This window comes from Aeromonas jandaei (assembly GCF_037890695.1).
Classification (GTDB): Bacteria; Pseudomonadota; Gammaproteobacteria; order Enterobacterales; family Aeromonadaceae; genus Aeromonas; species Aeromonas jandaei.
In genome coordinates this window covers 2,733,109-2,750,976 of sequence record NZ_CP149571.1, presented here as the reverse complement: position 1 = coordinate 2,750,976, position 17,868 = coordinate 2,733,109, and the positions used below count along the sequence as shown (strand labels likewise).

Below are 17,868 nucleotides of genomic sequence, written 5' to 3'. Positions count from 1 at the left end.
GTTTCCTTGGTGCGATCACTGGCTACGAATGGCCCAGAGCTGCATGTCGAGCTCGGGGAAATCGCCGGCGATATGGAAGGCGAGCGTGTTGCCCACAGCCAGCATCTGCCAGGCAGGGCTCTGACGGTCGAGCTGGAAGTAGCTGTAACCGGCATGGTAGGGCAGCTGGCGCGGCGCCACCGGCAGTGGCAGCAGCGGAATCCCCGGCAGTTGCAGGCTGATGAGCTCGCGGATCTTGTCGCTGGAGGCCACCTTGGTCTGCTGCAGCAGCTGTTTGCGCAGCTGCTCCTGAGGCATGCGGGCACGCACTGCCAGCACGAAGTCGGCGCTCTGCATCAGCTCGCTCTCGCTTACCATGGCCACCATGATGCCGTACTGGTGCTTGCGCAGCTGGATGGAGACGGCGCGCGGCGACAGCACGGTACTGAGTGCCTGACGCAGGGCCAGCATCACCGGCTCGAAGCTCACCTGCTGATCGTCGTGACGATAGGCGGGGAACTCGGGCGGCAGACGGGACTCGTCGGTAAAGGTCATCAGCTCACCGCACAGCTGCACCAGCGCCTCATGCAGCCGCTCGGGGTGCAGGGTGCCAAGACGCGCCAGATGGGAGAGCTGAGGCTGGGCGCGGTTGAGCAGCTGCAGCATCATGAACTCGGCCACATCGGCAACCCCCTGCTGACCCGGCGCCGCGATGCGCTGGGAGAGGCTGCGAGCCCGTTCGGCCACAAGGCCAGCCGACTCGCCGAGGAAGCGCTTGAGAGTCGGGATGGCGGATACGCTGATGCTGCAGGGCATGAAGTTGGGATCAAGCACCAGACCGCCGTCCGGACGTTTGTCCAGAATGCGGGCGATAGCCAGGGAGGCGTAGGCACTGCGGTCCTCCCGCTCCAGCATCAGGCGCAGGCTGACCCGCCCCACTTCGAGGGAGACTACGTCCCCCCCTTCGCTGTGCAGGTCGCGCACATCGTGGCGATGGGCCTGCAGTCGGGTAGCGACCTGACCGCCCTGCCCCACCTCGTTGACCCCGCTCACCGAGAGCGGCAGCGCCAGATAGACCTTCTGGTTGGCGACCGAAGCGTCGGTGATCTCCAGCGGAGTCGGCAGCATATCGTCGTTCGGGATGTTGAACACGGTACCGTCCGGCAGGATGCCGGTGGCCCCCACCAGCGCGATGCGGCCAAAGCCGAGGTAATCCTCATTGATGGCGAGCGACTGCAAGCCATAGAAGTAGTCGCTGAGCGCGCTCAGGCGAGCGTGCAGCGCGTAATCCGAATGTCTCTGTTGTTGCTGGAAGTGCTGGGGCTTGATAAAGAGCCCTTCACGCCAGATAACCCGATTTCGACTCGACATGGTTATTCTTCTTCTTTTTGTAGTTCCACTTCATCCAGGCGCAGGTGCACCAGGATTTGATAGGCCATTCCCTTGCTCTTGATCTTGATGACCTTGCGCCACTCGGCGCTGTCCGGGTCGGCGTAACGTGCAATCACGCCGATGTAACGGGTCTTCTCGTCGAGCTTGACGGGGGGCAGGTATTTGAACTGGCCGGGCAGCAGGGTGTACTCCTGATGATCGAGGTAGTTCTTGCCAAGGGCCTTCTCCACATCTGCCGTCACCTGGTCGTAGTCGGTGGCAAGCAGCTTGGAATCTTCCGCCAGCAGCACCACCTGAAACTCGATAGGTGCTGCCTCCCCGCTCTCGTTGGGGTTGACGTCAGGCTCGGCGACCAGACTCAGCCCCAGGGTAGAGGGCTGATCATTGTTGCTCCCCACCTGGATATCGGGGTTCATGGCCACGTCAGCCATCTTGCCCATGGTGGTACAACCGGCGAGGGTCAGCAGAGCCGCCCCCAGCATCAGCGCACGTATCATCAAATCAGTCCCTGTTGCTGACGCACGGCCTGGTCATATGCCTGGGCGTAAACCTGATGGAACAGCTTGTCGAACCCTTGCTGGCGGGCAGAGGTGAGCTCGCGGTAGTAGTGCTGGTACATGTTCCAGGCCCACCCTTCATCAGCCATGCCCGGCGCGCCGCTGCGGCGGTATTGCTCAAACCGGCCGAGCAGGGCTTCCGGCGAGAAGGCCTGCAGGATGCTGTCAAGCGCCGCACTAATGGCCTGCTGGTTTGCCACGTGGTGAATGCGCACGTTTTGCAGGCTCTCGGCCACCGCGGCCGGCGCGCTCAGGTGCACCGGGCTCTTCTGCTCGGCAAACAGCACCGCCAGGGTCTCGTCATAACCAAGGCCAAGGCGCAGCGGGTTATCCTCGATGGGGCGCAAGTGCTTGTCGGCCAGCGCCGCCTGATCGTTTTGCAGCTGGAGCAGTCCCTCCACCATGGCCCGCATGGTCTTGCCCATCTCTTCAAGCATGTCGTGCGCCTGACGGGTATCTTCCAGTTGCAGGTTCTGACCCAGACCGCGCATCAGCGGCGTCAGGGCAACGTGATCAACTCCCTCCTGCGGCATGAAATCGGGATGGTTCTCGATGGTGGGCATATCCAGAAATTCTTGGTTCATGGTGTTCTCGACAGCAGAAAAAGGGGCAAGGGAGAGGGAGTCCATCTCCGGTTGAGGGTGCAGCTCGGCCTGCATGCGGCTCTCGGCCAGCGGATTGATGGCGCGCTCCTGTTGCAGGGCCAGCAAGGGGTCGACAGCGAGATGGCGCGGATCCGCCACAGCGGCTGTTGGCTCCTCGCCCGCCAGCCACTCGTCAAGCTGCTCGGCCGGATGGGTTCCCAGCACCTGATGCAGGCTCTGCTCCGGCGTAATGGCCCCCAGATAGGCGCGCAGGCGGAACGGGCCGACGATGAGCTCATCCCCCTGCTCCAGATGCACCTTGCGGGCCCGTCCGATGGGCGAGGTGGCACCGTTGATATAGGTCTGGCCGCTCAGATCGCACAGACAAAAGCGTCCGTCGTTGAGCTCGACCCGGGCGTGAGCGGGCAGCACGGCCCCCAACCGATCCTTCAGTTGCCAGTCATCCTGCTCGGAAGCACCCAAGGTGCCGCCCATCTCGTCGAAGCGGTACTGCACCTGCTGGCGACCATCGAGCTGCTCGCTGTTGAGCACCACCAGGGAAAGTTGCTGATTAAACTCGTCCACATTCACTCCTGCACACATATGGTCACAAACGGCTCGCTCGGTGGCTGGCCGAGAAAGGTACTCCACCCCAGACGGGAGCTCTGCTCTTCACCGAGTCGCAGCCCCTTCGCCTGCTCCTGGCCGAAGCCAAGACGCAGATCCCAGGCCAGCTGATCGCGCAAGATGAAGGAGACAAAGGTCACCAGCGACTGGAAGTGCTCCCCGTTCGGAAGAAATCCGAGAAACTGGCTGAAACTCAGGTTGTTGATCTTCAACAAAAACTTGCCGGCGCAATCATTCACCTTGTCGCCGATGACAAAATCCCCGCCCAGAGTCGCGCAAGCGCCCCCCAGACGGTTTTGCTGATCCGGATGGATCGGCACCTTGCGCCACTGCCAGGCACTCACCTCTACCTCGGCCAGATCGAAACAGTGGGCCACCAGACCGGCTACCACCTCGGGCGAACGACTGGGGCTCGCCAGCATGCCCGCATAGGAAAGCATCTTGGCCCGGTTGACCGGCAGGCTCTGGCAGACGGCCTCATTGCCAAGCCCCACCAGTGCAAACATCAGGCGGGAGAAGCCATCCTCACCGTTGTCCTGAAAACGGACGTGATAGCGATACTTGCGCCAGATCCGGTGCAGCAGGGTCAGCAGACGGTGATGAAAGAAGTCGAGAAAGAGGCCGAGCTTCTGCTCCCCCTGGGCGTACTCCCACGCCAGCGAGTCGAGGTAGTAGCCGGGCATCGGCGACTGGCTGCCGTGCAGGCCAAGAAACGCAACCTCAAGCTCGTGGCGGCCCCGCTCATCGCGACCAAACTGCAGCACATCGCTGGTCGGGAAGCCGAGGGAGGCTGTCGCCTTGAAACGGATCTTCTCGTCACCCGGCAGGTGGTCGAGACCACGCTCCTGATCCGCCCCCTCCAGCCGGTTGAGCAGCTCGACCAGCTGGAAGAAATTGAAGCGCGGTGCCTCCCCCGCGCAGGTCACATCAGGGAGTGCTGACCGATCTGGACTGGCCATTGATAGCGCTCCTTGTTATCGAGATTGACCACCTCAAGCAGGTGGAAGGCGTTGACGCTGGCATAGAGCGAGAAGAAGTGGGCCAGCACGGTACTGAAGAGATACAGCTCCCCTTCGCTGCCAAAGGCGGACTGGCGAATGGAGAGCACCGACTTGAGCCCCCGCACCGGCATGCCGCGTACCAGCCGGTCCACCGGCGTGGTTTCGATCTCCTCAATCCCCGCCAGCCGTTTGCGCGAGGCCTGTTCCGCCTGCTTGTCATGCAGTGCCGGAAAGTCGTAGGTGCGCAGCACCTGAACCAGCGCATCGCGCCGCAGCAGAGAGACATAGTTGAGCGACAGGTTGGAAATCAGGGTCCAGTGCAGGCTGCCATCGAGAGCCGGACGCAACGGCCGGGTCGGCCGGATCAGGTTGCGGAAGGTGGCAAACGAGGGGGAGCTGCCGGTCGGCACGCAGACGCTGCCGACTTTGAGGCGGGCGGCACGGGAGCGGTTGGTACAGGTGAGCGTCACCGAGATGGATTCGTCCAGATCGTGGGCGATGGTCTCGTCCCCACGCATAAACGAGAGGCTGTGCTCAAAGCCATCGCCGCTCACCGACTCCTTGACCCGCACCCGGTAGTAGAGTGCCAGCCGCTGTTTGGCCCGCTCAATCTGGTGCTGGAAACTTTCAAACGGCTGATAGATGCGCGGGGTGCCGCGCGAGCGACCCAGATTGCCCTCGACCCACCCCTCGACCTTGTCGACCGAGAAGATTTCGAAGCTGTCGGCATGGCGATAGCTCGCCTTGAGGGGGTATTCCGCCTGACGGCCATTGAGATTGACCGGCTCGCTGTCGTGCTGGAACAGGTTGATGGCTGGCACGCAGTTGAGCATGAAAGAGTCGGGACGGATCTTGAGCTCCGCCGGCAACGGCCGGTCGAAGCAGAAATGGATCTTGAACTCGCTGACCGGCAACGGCTGCTTTGGCCACTCGCCGCCCGAGAGCTCGAAGAAGAGGAAACTTTCCGGAAAGCAGAAATACTCCTGCAGGATCCGGTAACCGGAATAGACATTGTTCGGATAGGGCAACAGCGCATCATCGCGCTCGAAACCGACCGGTTTCAGTGCCTTGGCCTCCTGACGGAACCGCTTGCCGTCGACCTCCAGCTCGATATGGGAGAGCTGGTTGGAGAGCCAGAAATAGAGTTCATAGGCGGTGTAGCTATCGCCGCCAAGAAAGAGACGCAGCTTGTCGAGTTGCAGCTCGCTCAGGGGAAGCGGTGCATGCAGGGCGATATCCAGCGAGATGGTGGAGAGATCGTTGCCGCTTTGCGCCGAGATATGCTGGATGTCTGCCGGATAGACCCAGGCATCGTGACAGGTCTGGAAGTGGCAGGTCACGCCATCTTGCGGCAGGCTGTCGAGCTGGCATCCCTGACTCACCAGCGCCGGCTGGGCAATGGCCCCCGGAATGACCGAGAACTGCATGATGGTCATGCTGGGTACGGGACGCAGGTAGTTGGGCCAGAGCATATTGAGCAGACCGTGGGTCAGCTCGGGAAACTCATCCTCAATCTTGGCGCGCAGGTTACCCGTGAGAAAGGCGAACCCTTCCAGCAGGCGCTCCACGTCCGGATCGCTATTTTGCTCCGACAGAAAGCGGGTGAGTTCGGGATAGGCAGTGGCAAATTCGCGCCCTTGCAGGCGCAAAAAAGCCAGTTCATCCCTGAAGTAATGTTCCAGCGACATTGATCAGACCATGCGGTAGTGACGGTGACTGTCCATATGGACGTTGAACGAGGTAACGTGATCGATATGTTCCAGCCTGACGTGGGCGGTCACCATAAACGACATCTCGAGCGGGCTCGACTGATAGTCGGGTGAACGTACATCCACATGCACGATCCGCGGTTCATACCGACGGATGCATTGCCGGATCGCCTCCCGGATCCGTCCCTTGATATCAGCGCTCCCCTGGGTGGCATCGTTGAGATCGATGACCCCCAGATCGGGCGCGCTGCGGCAGTTGCCGGGACGGGTGTTGAGGATCTGATCGAGTTGCCGTTTCACGGAATCGACCAGCACCTCCACTTCCGAACGGGGGGAGGAGCCATGCCCCTCCCCCCGGATGCGATCAAACAGACTGGCCGTATTTCCTCTATCCCAGGAAGAGAGATACGGCATCGGTCATTATTCCTTGTCCAGTCGACCTACCAGAGAGAGCTCGAAGCTCGCCCCCATGTACTTGAAGTGCGGGCGCACGGCCATGGCGACCTGATACCAGCCCGGCTCGCCTTCCACATCCAGCACCTTGATCTGGGCTGCACGCAGGGGACGACGGCTGCGCACGTCTGCCGGCGGGTTCTCCTGATCGGCAACGTACTGCTTGATCCAGCCATTCAGCTCGCGCTCCAGATCCTGACGCTCCTTCCAGGAGCCGATCTGCTCGCGCTGCAGCACTTTGATGTAGTGCGCCAGGCGGTTGATGATGAACATGTAGGGCAGCTGGGTACCCAGTTTGTAGTTGGTCTCCGCCTCTTTACCCTCTTTGGTGTTGGGGAACACCTTGGGCTTTTGTACCGAGTTGGCAGAGAAGAAGGCGGCGTTGTCGCTGTCCTTGCGCATGGTCAGGGTGATGAAACCCTCTTCGGAGAGCTCATACTCGCGACGGTCGGTGATGAGCACCTCGGTCGGGATCTTCGCCTGCAGCTGGCCCATCGCCTCATAGACGTGCACCGGCAGATCGTGGATGGCACCACCGCTCTGCGGGCCGATGATGTTCGGGCACCAGCGGTACTTGGCGAAGCTGTCGGTCAGGGAAGTGCCCATCAGATAGGCAGTGTTGCCCCACAGGTAGTGGTCGTGATCCGAGCTGATATCTTCCTTGTAGTTGAAGCCCTTGATGGGGTTCTCGGTCGGATCGTAGGGCAGACGGGCCAGGAAACGCGGCGCAGTCAGACCCAGATAGCGGGAATCTTCCGATTCACGCAGGGAACGCCATTTGGTGTAGGCCGGTTCTTCGAACACCGATTTCAGATCCTTGATGGAGGGCAGATCGGTGAAGCTGTCAACGCCGAAGAAGGCGGGGGCGACAGAGGAGATGAAGGGGGCGTGGGCCATGGCACCGACGGCACTGACATACTGCATCAGTTTGATGTCAGGGGAGCTGTGGGTAAAGGCGTAGTCACCGATCACGGCACCGATCGGCTGACCGCCGAACTGACCGTAGCCGGTTGAATAGACATGCTTGTAGAGACCGGACTGGGTGATCTCGGGAGAGAACTCGAAATCTTCCAGCAGCTCTTCCTTGGTAGCGTGCAGCACCTGGATCTTGATGTTCTCGCGAAAATCGGTGCGATCCACCAGCAGCTTGAGGGAGCGCCAGGAGGACTCCATCTCCTGCAGCTCTTTGGCGTGCAGGATGACGTCCATCTGCTTGCTCAGCTTCTTGTCGAGCTCGACAATCATGCTGTCAACCAGCGCCTTGTTGACCGGCTCTGCAGTGGAACCGCTATCCAGAATATTGGCGATCAGGGCTGCAACGCCCTGCTTGGCGACGCTGTAACCCTCATCCACCGGCGTGATGCGAGCCTGCGCCATGATTTCGTCCAGCAGGGAGGACGAGGAGGCGACGGCTGCCCCCGCTTGAACCTGTTCTTCGACCAAAGACATGTTTTTTCCTTTCTCGTTCAGTCAATCCAACCCGGCGATCACTCGGCAGGCTTAATCAAATCCAGCTCCTTGAGCAGCTGCTCGCGGGCTTCATCACTGGACAGCAGATCCTGCAGGCGGTTGCGGAAGGCAGGGATATTCCCCAGCGGCCCTTTCAGGGCAACCAGCGCTTCGCGCAGTTCAAGCAGTTTGCGCAGCTCGGGAACCTGCTGGGCAACGCTGTCCGGGGTGAAATCTTCCAGAGACTGGATCTTGATCGAAACCGGCATCTCGTCCTGGCTGTTCTCTTCCAGGCGATTGGGAACGGAAAACTTCAGTTCCAGCGCGGATTCTTTCATGACTGAAGAGAAATTATTCTTGTCGATGGAGACGGTCTGGCGCTCCTCGATAGGGGTTTCTTCGGTACGCCCTTTCATATTACCAACCACCATCATGGTCAGCGGAAGTTCTATTTCCGCCTGCTGACCACCGGTTGCCGGTACATATTTGATATTGATACGCTCTTTGGGCGCAACAGTGGCGCCGTCAATTCCTTTTCCCATGCTCTAAATACCAAGTTAAGGGCCAACAAGGCCACAAAGCTTATAGTCAATGCTTTATCCGGCAACTGTAAAAAATGACAGTTGACGGTGCCATCGCTATTTTCGGTGGCAATAGCATCGACCAAGGATGCGTTTTCGATATATCTCAAGCAATTGCTCTAATAATCAAAAACACAATATCCATCTTGTTATCTATACAACCCGATACGCCTCAACTCTTTGTTTGAGGTCATTTTGGCTTAAGAGCCATTTGCGCCGCATGGTATATGTCCATATATTGTCAAGTCAATGATTCATTTCTAACAGCCAAGCAAAAAACAAATTCAATGCAAAGTATTAACAAACAAAATCAATAACTTACCAGCAAACACCGATATGTTTATTACACGAATTTATTACGATAAGAAAATAACAACCTCCACTCAAAAAAGCCAACCGCAATAGCTGAATTTGCCGTCAGAAAACTCCCAAAAAAATGACAAAAAAAGAGGTGGACGACAGCATCTGTCGCTCACCTCTTCAAGAAAATCAGCGTATCTTGCTCACATCATCCAGCACAATCAATGAGCAGAAATCAGCGTTCAGACAATCAATAAGAGCACACCAAGGCTGCTCACTGATAATTGAATTCATAAACACCATTATCAGGAAGAGTGGGATACGCCAACTCCTCCATCAACATATTGCTTATCAACTGTCCAGTTGTTTACCTTTGGCAAGACGATCAAACCAGTGCTGCGCCAATTTTTGACCCGCGCTTTTCTCCTTTTCGGTCATCTCCTTTTCCAGTTCATTTCTCGCCTGGGTTGCCTCCTTGTTACCGTCGGTGGCAGCCAGCAAATACCATGCATAAGCATGCAGTCTGTTGCGTGGGGCACCCAGTCCCTGATCCCGCATCATCCCCATGCGATATTGCGCCTCCCGATGTCCGGCATTGGCCGCAAGCCGGTACTGTTTCAGGGCGAGACCATAATCCTCCTTCCCCCCCTGACCGAGACGCAGCATCTCGCCATAGGCGTATTGAGCATCGAGTTCACCCTGTTTGCTGGCCAGCGCGAACCCCTCACGGGCCAACTCCAACTCCCCCCGCTCTTGCTGCAAAGTGGCCAGCTCGACCTGTGCCTTGCTGATCCCCCCTTGCGCCGCCAGCGACAACCAGTGCTCCCGCGACGATGCATCGCTCTGCTGCAGGCTAAGCTGGTACTCCGCTTCATGAGCGCCGTTACCTGCTGCCAACTCCAGCCAGTAGCGTCCCAGTGCCGGATCGGCTGCGACCTGTTCACCCGCCAGATAGGCCATGCCAAGCCAGAGCTGGGCTGGTGCAGAACCGGCATTGGCGGCGCGTTGATAGGCCTCGAATGCCGTTCTGGGGCTTGCCTCGGTGGCAAGGACATAGAGAGCATCAGGGTGCTGCTGGGCTGCCGCTTTCTCGAACCAGCGCATGGCAATATCGGGACGTTTGACCACCCCCTTTCCCTGTTGATAACGCAGCGCAAGCTGATACTGGGCATCGCGGTTGCCTTGCTCGGCTGACTTTTCCAACCACTCGATGGCATCCTGATCGGCACCCGGCTGGCTGGCATACCATTCACCCAGGATCAACTGGGCACCAGCGTGATCCTGCCTGGCCGCCCGTTCAAACCAGTCGAGACAGTCACTTGCCAGCTTGCCCTGATGTTCGCTGCGACAGGCAAGCCCCAACTGATAGCTGGCTTCACGATTGCCCAGTCGGGATGCCCGTTGCCACCACTGTTCTGCCAGTTGCGGGCTTTTCGGCTCGCCCAATCCCAGCTGATACCAGTGGCCAACCTGCAGAGCGGCAGCTCCGCGAACCTTGTTATCGGCAGCCAGAGGGCCACTCTGACCTGCCGCCTGCTGCATCCAGTGCATGGCTTGCGGATAGTCGGGCTGTGCCGCCAGCCGTTTGGCGAGTTCATACTGCGCTTTGCCATTGCCCTGTTTTGCCTCTTTAGCAAGCTCGGCATCACTCACAGACGAGTTTGTCGTGGCACAACCGGCGAGCAGAGCGACCGCCAGCACGCACCATAAATTTTTTTTATTCATTTTGCTTTTTTGCATAAGTAAAAATAACGAACGAAGGGCGCCGGGCAATGACGATATGAAATCATCACCACCCGCAACACCCGTAAATGAGAAGATGGATGCCGCGCAGCATCAGCACCTCTAGCGAGGTTCCGGCACGACGGCTTTGGGTAACAGAGGTGCCTGGGTCGAACACCCGGAGCCAGAGCCGGCAGCACCGCCCGAGTTCATCTTGATGGTAGGGCCAACCAGGGTGACCCCGCCCCCATCGACCTTAATAAAGCAGCCTCCGACCTTGACGCTGATCTCTGACCCAGCCTCCAGCACCACCTTGGCACCGGCCTTGACGTGCATCTCCTGCCCCGCCTGAGCAAGCCAGCTTTGCCCCAGCTTCTGGTGCATGGAGGTATCGACCGTCAGCGAATAGTCCGCCTTGATCTGGTCACGCTTCTCACCCTCCACCGTCAGGTGGTCGTTGGCCTTGATACGGGTCACCCGATCAAAGTCGATGTCGGTGTGTTGGTCGTGCTTGATATGCCAAGCCACATCGTTTTCGATAAGGGCGTTCAGGTCTTTCTGACCATGGATATAAATCTCTTCCTGCCCCGCCTGGTCTTCAAAACGCAGCTCGTTAAAACCCTCGCCCTTGTGGGTTTCGGTGCGCAGCACGGTGCGCGTCTTGTTGGCGGGTAACTCATACGGCGGCCGGTTGGTGGCGTGGTAGGTGCGACCGGTGACGATAGGCTGGTCGGGGTCACCTTCCAAAAAGCTCACGATGACCTCGTGACCAATGCGCGGAATCGCCATCATGCCGTACTGACCGCCGGCCCAGCCCTGGCTCACTCGCACCCAGCAGGAGCTCTGGTCGTTGGAGCTGCCATATCTGTCCCACGGGAATTGCAGCTTCACCCGGCCATGCTCGTCGCAGTAAATCTCCTCCCCCTCGGGGCCGACCACGATGGCAATTTGCGGGCCATCCACCATCGGCTTGTAGGGCGCCTCGGGGCTGCCGATGCGGGCCCGCCAGGTGGTGCTCGCCTTCACTACGCCAAATTCGTTGTGGTAGACGGTCGGGCCGCTGCCACCCTCTTCCTCCAGCGCTTGCGGTTGCTCACCGGTGTGGCGGATATGGACGATTTGCCAGTCGGTGTTGAGGCTGCCGTTGGGGTGTTCGGTCAATGAAAAGTGCTGGCCCGGCAACAAGGCGGCGCTGTTGGATTTGCCGCTGCCCGCCACTGCGTCATTGCGCAGCGCATCGAGCCGGTGCTGGGCAAACGCCTTGCCGCTCGGGTCCTGCTTGTAGCGGCCCGGATAGTCAAAATGCTGGTAAGTGTCCCGTTGATGCTCCAGCTCTGCCCCCTGCTTTTTGTGGGAGAGGCCATAGGCAGGGGTCTTGAAGCTGTAGTCCTTGAGCTCCACATCCGAGGGGCGCACCGCCTCGCGGTAGTGGAATTGGCGCACATAGGGCCCTTGTTCCAGCGAGCGGTTGCCAAGGTTGAAGAAGAGCTCGGGGCCTTGAGTCAATGCTGCCGCGTCGTCGGCAAACACAATGCGGTGCTTGCCTGCTTCGAATTCGTGGAAGTAGAACAAGCCCTCTTCGGCAGCAAGGCGGTTCACGAAATCGAGGTCGGTCTCGCGATATTGGACGCAGTACTCGCGCTGGGCATGCTCATTCTTGAGCGCAAAGGCGTAATCGGTGATGCCGTGCTCTTGCAGCAAGATGCTGAGGATTTCATCGGGCTTCTGGGCCTGAAAGATGCGAGAGTTCTGGCGCAGACCCAACCGCCACAGGGCAGGTTTCACCTCAAGGCTATAGCGGGTACGGCGAAAGCCGCTGTCCCCTTGGGCAAATTCGCTCACTACCCCGCACACCCGGCGTTGCAGCTCGCCGTTGTACCACACCATGAGCTCACACGGCTGGCTCCAGCACGGCGCCAAAGTCGACATCGGGCTGGCTGCTGGCCAGCTCAAGGCGCAGGTTGAACGGCCGGTTCAGCCCCTCGTCCAGCTGGAAACTCGCCACCACGAAGGTGCTCTCGGGCAGCGCCCCCACCTTGACGGTAAATTGCAATCCGGTTTGATTAGCCATGGCTCTCCCCTCTTGTCACGGCCACGCGATGTCTGCGCCCCTCTTCAAGACCCCAGCCGCCAAACCACGCTACCGCCCTCTCCGGTGCCACAACGGGCAACCAAGATAGCGGCGAACACGGATTACGGGCGGATTGGGTCTGCATCACAGGACACCCTTTAGTGCTTTGCCATCCCTCCGCGCTCACCAGCAGGGCATCAAACCCCGGCAGGGGGATGGCAAAACAGAAAAGCTCCGGCTAACTGAGCGGGCCGGAGAAATACGGGCTAAGAGGGCCGGTTTGGCAACCGGCCCATAAGACACATAACTACTTGCAAGGAATACCAAAGTAACAAAACGAGGATTAGGCCTCGATGGGCGCACGCCAGTCGTCCGCACCGGAAGTACCGGCAACGGTGTGTTCCCAGTCAATTTTGCGGTAAGCCATGGAGACCTGGATAAGCTGGGTGAAGTCAGACTTCGCCGGATCCTGGCAGTGGGGCATCTGGCAGTCGATGTCAACGATGGTGGCATCGGTCAGCACGGTGGAGAAGAAGTGCTCCTGCTTGCCTTCAACGGAGGTGCGGTACCACTTCAGGGTCACTTTCGGCAGCATCTCACCGGAAGCCAGCGCGTTGTACATCAGCGGCACGGCTTTGTTCAGGGCAACGGTAAACTTGAACGGCTTGTGGACACGCTGACCAGCAGGCTGACCGGATTGCGGGTCGGTCGGGACAGTCACAACGTGCTGGAACTCTTGTACCAACATCTCGTCTTCGTGACCTTGTACGAAGATGTTGCCGACGGAATCAGAGGTGAAGGCACCGGCGGTGATATTGCCCTGGGTTTTACCTTCGATGCTGATATAACATGGAGTTGGCATGTGTATGCTCCTAAATAGATTGGTTAAATGAGATAGCACTCGACCAGACTATTAGCAGCGACCATGCCATTTATTTTTCACATAAAAAACAATGTGTTACAAACACCCACTCGTCACTCACCTCCCCACCAACGCAACTAGTTGCTCAGACAACAGATCACACCACACAAACTTGCATGCAAGAGATTTAAAACTACATGCAAGGCAACATTTTGCCCACAGCAGAACTTATATCTACCAAGTCGCACCAGATATAGCGCATATCCGTCATCCCTTGATGTGATGTTCATCAGTCTGGGCCATATGGCTATTTCAGCTACGGTCTCAGGCTGGCGACTCGCCGCGAGCCATTGTACTGCCCACCCCCATCAGGATTTTAGAGATATGAGATTTTGTCGGCGGGAAGAACAATAAATAGGGAAAATGACGGGAGCGTCTCATGTCAGTCCATATGGCCTGAGCGGATAGAAATGACCAACACGGCACACAACTGAATAGGCATGAAAAAGAAGCAAAGCAGAACTGTAAAAACCAAACACAGGCGCAGTGAAAAGCAAAAAGCCCTGACGTTTCCATCAGGGCTTTGCAATTTGGCGGTGAGGGAGGGATTCGAACCCTCGATACGTTGCCGTATACACACTTTCCAGGCGTGCTCCTTCAGCCACTCGGACACCTCACCAAATTTTGGTCTGTTGTTTAACGTGTTCAGCCAACACGGTGTTCGCTGCGCCGTTGCGCTGGAACGGGGCGTAATGTACGGGATACGAGGGCATGTGGTCAATGCAATTTTTTACTTTTTGCGTTCGTTTGCTCAATATACGAACCAACTGACCAAAAACATGCCGTTTCGTATCCCTTTTATTCAATTTACCGCCGCTTCGTGCAAATGTTCTCCTTTGAGCGCCTCTTCCAGCGAGCCGTAAAACTCCAGCTTGCCGGGTTGCGGACGAACCTTGGCGCGCGCCAGCGTCTTGAGCGGCTGGAACTGCAACTCGGCGACGCGCAGTTCGATACCGGCCGCGGCCATCTGCTTGCCAAACTGCAAGAAAGCGGAGAGGCCACCGGCATCCAGAATCGAGACAGCCTCCATCTGCAACACCAGCATGCGGTGCCCTTTCACCTCGGCGGCCAGTTCGGCAAACACCCGCTCCGCAGCAGCAAAGAAGAGCGGCCCATTGATCTTGTAAACCAGCGCATCGGCCGGCACTTCGTGGGCATAGCGTTTGTGCTCGGCCAGATTGTGCAGCTTGGTCATCTTGGCGATCTCGCGCATAAAGAGCAGGGAGGCGAGGATCACCCCGAAGGTGATGGCAATGACCATGTCGAAGATGACGGTCAGCGACAGACAGACCAGCAGCACCAGTACATCCGCCTTGGGAGCACGACGGATCAGTTCAACCACCTTGTGCGCCTCACTCATGTTCCAGGCGACGATGAGCAGCAGCGCAGCCATGGCCGACAGTGGCAGCCAGGAGAGCCAGGGTGCCAGCACCAGAATGGCAGCGAGTACCACCAGCGCATGGATCACGCCAGAGAGGGGCGAGGTCGCGCCGGCACGCACGTTGGCCGCCGAGCGGGCGATGGCTGCAGTCGCGGTGATGCCGCCAAAGAAGGGAGCAAAAATGTTGCCAAGCCCCTGCCCCAGCAGTTCGGCATTGGAGCTGTGCTTGCGGCCGGTCATGCCGTCCAGTACCACGGCGCAGAGCAGCGACTCGATGGCACCCAGCATCGCCATGGAGAAAGCGGCGGGCAACAGACGTTCAAGGGCGGCCAGATCCCAGGTCACCGGGGCACCATCCGGCCCGGGCAGTGCCCATGGCATCACCAGGGTCGGCGCAATCGGCGGGATCCCCATCCCTTGCGTGCCATCTGCCAGTGTGTAGCTGAATTTGCTGCCGATGGTGGCCACATCCACCCCAAAGTAATGGAGACCAAATCCCAAACCAACCCCCACCAGCACGGCAGGCAGATGACCCGGAACCGGCAGCCGGAGCCGCGGCCACAGCAGAAGCACGGCCAACGTTGCGACCCCCACCAGGGTATCCCCCCACTGCCAGCTGGGCATGGCGCTGGCCAGTGCTTCGACCTTGCCCAGATAGGTTTCCGGCATATGAGGGACGCTCAGGCCGAAGAAATCCTTGATCTGCAAGGTGGCGATCACAATAGCGATACCACCGGTAAACCCCAGCGTTACTGAGGGGGGGATGTATTCAATAAGGCGGCCGAGACGGGCCAGACCCATCGCCACCAGAAAGAGGCCGGAGATGAGAGTCGCCATCAACAGGCCACCTACCCCGAACTGCTGGGCAACCGGGTAGAGGATCACCACGAAGGCAGCGGTCGGGCCCGAGATGGAGTAGCGAGAGCCACCAGTCACCGCAATCACGATACCGGCGATGATGGCGGTATAGAGGCCATGCTGCGGAGGAACACCACTGGCAATGGCGAGCGCCATGGCCAGTGGAATGGCGATGATGCCCACCGTCACACCGGCGATCAGGTCACGGCCAAAACGGGCCATGCTATAGGGCTCATCAATACAGGACTGGCGCAAGGCTATGGCGAGCTTCACGCTATTTAAAGAGGCTTGCTTGTGCATGTATACGTAATACCAAGAAGAGGGAGATAAAGGCCGGAGGGATCCGGCGCCCGATCATCATCAAGGGCCGGCAGAGCTGTCGACGCGGCGATGGTATCCTGCGTAACCTTACTCCAGCAGCGCCACTATTTCGATGGGCAGGATCAATGAATACCACAATCCGGCATCATTTGACTCATTTCCAGCCAAATCCCCGAACTTTATCGATTCGACCACCCTTTTTCGCGCCACGTTTGCCACCACAATGGCTTTTCGCCCCCTTGCACGTTGCCGACATGTTCGCCACATGATTGCCACAGAGCCCAAGGTAGCATGTCGATGAATGACATCAACGGTTATGGGCAAGGGACTGATTGTGCTGAAAATAAACCGCAAAGCGCAACTTTTGGGCAAACAGTCCGAAAATCCGATTTTCGGGGAGTTCGCGGGTTGACACCCGTCTTTCTGGTCATTAATATTCGCCCCGTCTCAACGAGACAGGCAATTCCTCCTTAGTTCAGTCGGTAGAACGGCGGACTGTTAATCCGTATGTCACTGGTTCAAGTCCAGTAGGAGGAGCCAATTCCCTCGTAGTTCAGTCGGTAGAACGGCGGACTGTTAATCCGTATGTCACAGGTTCAAGTCCTGTCGAGGGAGCCACATTCTAAAGCCCAGCCTTTTGGCTGGGCTTTTTCGTATCTCTCTTGCAGGTTTTAGCATTAATTATCAGCAGAGCCGCTTTGTTCCTGGCTGTATGCGCCGAGCTCGGAAACACTCTCTACATCCCTATATAAAGAGCATGACAGCTGCTCTGCCCTCAACACCGCCCTGTCATTATCGAATCAAGCAGATAAAAGCAGCCGTCATCAACACAGAGCGCTGTCTTCGGATGCAGTTCACGTCATAATCACCCTGTTTCCTTATCTTGGAGTTTTTATGCGCCAGTTCAATCTCATGCTCAATGGCAGCAAGATGATGATGTACCCCTTCTACGTCTGCATCCTGCTCTGTGTCGCCCTGCTGATGGTCAAGTTCTTCATGCAGCTCTATTCACTCTGCGTCAATATCATCGAGATCCCCTACATGGATCTCATCACCGGCGTGCTGACGCTGGTGGACTTTGTGCTGGTGGCCCAGATGCTGATCCTGGTGGCGGTCTGCGGCTACGTGCAGTTCATCCAGACCCAGGAGCAGCGCGAAGCGCTTGGCAACAACTGGCTCAGCAAGATCAACTTTGCTTCCCTCAAGCTCATCGTCATCAACTCCCTGGTCACCATTGCCGGGGTGGAGGTGCTCAAAGCCTTCCTCGAAGACGGCATTACCAACGAAGTGGAGATGAAGTGGTCTGTAGTAGTGTTTCTCGCCTTCTCGATGGCGGCGCTGATTTATGCGATCACTGAGCGAATGGCTGAACACAAATAGCGTTGGATCTTAACTGGCGCGATTCAGCTTATATTCATCAGCAATACAATTGATAACTCTTTTCATTACGCTTACCCCGATATAAACTTGCTCCCCCCGGGCCGATTGCCCGGGTGTTGGAGCTGTTATGACAACCCTTTCCCTCGCCCCCCGACAATTCTGGCAGTGGCTGGCCTATCACCATCAGGCTGCCGAGGGCTCCCTCTACCTGATGTTCTTCTCCGGCATGCTGCTGTGGGAGCCACTGACCCCGCTCTGGCCGCTGGCGCGCTGGAATCTGTTTTTGCATATGATGCTCTCGCTCACCCTGTTCCCACTGCTGTTTGGCGTCTTCTGGCTCTCCCATCGCAACTTGTTGAACCGCAGCAACAAACCTTTTTTGCGCACCACGGGGCGGATTATCGAAGCCCTGCTGTTGGTCTGTCTGGCCAGCGGCCTGCTACTGGTGCTGCACGGCACTCCGGGCGATGCCATGGGCAACCTCGCCAGCTGGGCCCACTGGCTGAGCGCACTGCTGCTCACTCCTCTGGTGATGCGCCACGCCTGGCGCTGGGCCGATCTTGAAATGGCGCTCCTGATCT

12 protein-coding genes, 3 tRNA genes and 2 pseudogenes are annotated in these 17,868 nt (G+C 58.2%); 4 read left to right on the top strand and 13 right to left on the bottom strand.

Annotation, left to right across the window (positions count from 1 at the left end; genetic code table 11):
* Positions 1-15 precede the first annotated feature (15 nt).
* From tssK to dauA, 13 genes and pseudogenes are all read right to left on the bottom strand, one after another.
* The gene (gene tssK, locus WE862_RS13070) at positions 16-1,350 is read right to left on the bottom strand and encodes a type VI secretion system baseplate subunit TssK (protein ID WP_041210857.1); all 1,335 of its coding nucleotides are present in this window, start codon (positions 1,348-1,350) and stop codon (positions 16-18) included.
* A gap of 2 nt (positions 1,351-1,352) precedes the next feature.
* Positions 1,353-1,868 carry a type VI secretion system lipoprotein TssJ gene (gene tssJ, locus WE862_RS13065; protein WP_041210858.1) on the bottom strand — a complete coding sequence of 172 codons (516 nt, stop codon included), beginning with the start codon at positions 1,866-1,868 and terminating at the stop codon, positions 1,353-1,355.
* Positions 1,868-3,097: a type VI secretion system-associated FHA domain protein TagH gene (gene tagH, locus WE862_RS13060; RefSeq protein WP_042032011.1), complete on the bottom strand. Its 1,230-nt coding sequence runs from the start codon at positions 3,095-3,097 to the stop codon at positions 1,868-1,870. Before tagH ends, tssJ begins: the two co-directional genes overlap by 1 nt.
* 2 nt (positions 3,098-3,099) lie before the next feature.
* The gene (gene tssG / locus WE862_RS13055) at positions 3,100-4,098 is read right to left on the bottom strand and encodes a type VI secretion system baseplate subunit TssG (RefSeq protein ID WP_042032108.1); all 999 of its coding nucleotides are present in this window, start codon (positions 4,096-4,098) and stop codon (positions 3,100-3,102) included.
* Entirely contained in the window at positions 4,062-5,828 is a 1,767-nt protein-coding gene (gene tssF / locus WE862_RS13050; RefSeq protein WP_042032010.1) for a type VI secretion system baseplate subunit TssF, read from the bottom strand. Before tssF ends, tssG begins: the two co-directional genes overlap by 37 nt.
* A 3-nt stretch (positions 5,829-5,831) precedes the next feature.
* Positions 5,832-6,263: a type VI secretion system baseplate subunit TssE gene (gene tssE / locus WE862_RS13045; protein WP_041210862.1), complete on the bottom strand. Its 432-nt coding sequence runs from the start codon at positions 6,261-6,263 to the stop codon at positions 5,832-5,834.
* A 6-nt stretch (positions 6,264-6,269) separates the two neighbouring features.
* Positions 6,270-7,751, bottom strand: a complete 1,482-nt coding sequence (tssC, locus tag WE862_RS13040; RefSeq protein WP_339058630.1) for a type VI secretion system contractile sheath large subunit — start codon at positions 7,749-7,751, stop codon at positions 6,270-6,272.
* Positions 7,752-7,789: 38 nt separating this feature from the next.
* Complete coding sequence (tssB, locus tag WE862_RS13035) at positions 7,790-8,293, bottom strand: type VI secretion system contractile sheath small subunit (protein WP_033114640.1); 504 nt, start codon at positions 8,291-8,293, stop codon at positions 7,790-7,792.
* A gap of 690 nt (positions 8,294-8,983) precedes the next feature.
* Positions 8,984-10,357, bottom strand: coding sequence for a tetratricopeptide repeat protein (locus WE862_RS13030; protein WP_042032008.1), 1,374 nt, complete (start codon positions 10,355-10,357; stop codon positions 8,984-8,986).
* 126 nt (positions 10,358-10,483) lie between these two features.
* Positions 10,484-12,425, bottom strand: a pseudogene (locus WE862_RS13025) (type VI secretion system tip protein VgrG); the annotation flags it as partial.
* Between the two features lie 343 nt (positions 12,426-12,768).
* A complete protein-coding gene (gene hcp1, locus WE862_RS13020; protein WP_010634242.1) occupies positions 12,769-13,287 on the bottom strand; it encodes a type VI secretion system effector Hcp1 in 519 nt (172 codons plus the stop codon).
* Positions 13,288-13,878: 591 nt separating this feature from the next.
* Positions 13,879-13,966: transfer RNA gene (locus tag WE862_RS13015), tRNA-Ser, on the bottom strand.
* Between the two features lie 183 nt (positions 13,967-14,149).
* Positions 14,150-15,886, bottom strand: a complete 1,737-nt coding sequence (gene dauA, locus WE862_RS13010) for a C4-dicarboxylic acid transporter DauA (protein WP_042029899.1) — start codon at positions 15,884-15,886, stop codon at positions 14,150-14,152.
* A 485-nt stretch (positions 15,887-16,371) separates the two neighbouring features.
* On the opposite strand from dauA, the gene WE862_RS13005 reads away from it, so the two are divergent.
* From WE862_RS13005 to WE862_RS12990, 4 genes and pseudogenes are all read left to right on the top strand, one after another.
* Positions 16,372-16,447 (top strand) — tRNA-Asn (locus WE862_RS13005).
* Positions 16,448-16,449: 2 nt separating this feature from the next.
* Positions 16,450-16,525, top strand: a tRNA-Asn gene (locus WE862_RS13000).
* A gap of 276 nt (positions 16,526-16,801) precedes the next feature.
* Positions 16,802-17,287: a YqhA family protein gene (locus WE862_RS12995; protein WP_042029900.1), complete on the top strand. Its 486-nt coding sequence runs from the start codon at positions 16,802-16,804 to the stop codon at positions 17,285-17,287.
* A 127-nt stretch (positions 17,288-17,414) separates the two neighbouring features.
* Positions 17,415-17,865: pseudogene (locus tag WE862_RS12990) on the top strand (hypothetical protein).
* The last annotated feature ends 3 nt before the right edge of the window (positions 17,866-17,868 follow it).

Bases quoted from the DNA above. Each gene is read 5' to 3' on its own strand.
- tssK (WP_041210857.1), bottom strand. From the start codon at position 1,350: ATGTCGAGTCGAAATCGGGTTATCTGGCGTGAAGGGCTCTTTATCAAG.
- tssJ (WP_041210858.1), bottom strand. From the start codon at position 1,868: ATGATACGTGCGCTGATGCTGGGGGCGGCTCTGCTGACCCTCGCCGGT.
- tssG (WP_042032108.1), bottom strand. From the start codon at position 4,098: ATGGCCAGTCCAGATCGGTCAGCACTCCCTGATGTGACCTGCGCGGGG.
- tssF (WP_042032010.1), bottom strand. From the start codon at position 5,828: ATGTCGCTGGAACATTACTTCAGGGATGAACTGGCTTTTTTGCGCCTG.
- tssE (WP_041210862.1), bottom strand. From the start codon at position 6,263: ATGCCGTATCTCTCTTCCTGGGATAGAGGAAATACGGCCAGTCTGTTT.
- tssC (WP_339058630.1), bottom strand. From the start codon at position 7,751: ATGTCTTTGGTCGAAGAACAGGTTCAAGCGGGGGCAGCCGTCGCCTCC.
- tssB (WP_033114640.1), bottom strand. From the start codon at position 8,293: ATGGGAAAAGGAATTGACGGCGCCACTGTTGCGCCCAAAGAGCGTATC.
- WE862_RS13030 (WP_042032008.1), bottom strand. From the start codon at position 10,357: ATGAATAAAAAAAATTTATGGTGCGTGCTGGCGGTCGCTCTGCTCGCC.
- hcp1 (WP_010634242.1), bottom strand. From the start codon at position 13,287: ATGCCAACTCCATGTTATATCAGCATCGAAGGTAAAACCCAGGGCAAT.
- dauA (WP_042029899.1), bottom strand. From the start codon at position 15,886: ATGCACAAGCAAGCCTCTTTAAATAGCGTGAAGCTCGCCATAGCCTTG.
- WE862_RS12995 (WP_042029900.1), top strand. From the start codon at position 16,802: ATGCGCCAGTTCAATCTCATGCTCAATGGCAGCAAGATGATGATGTAC.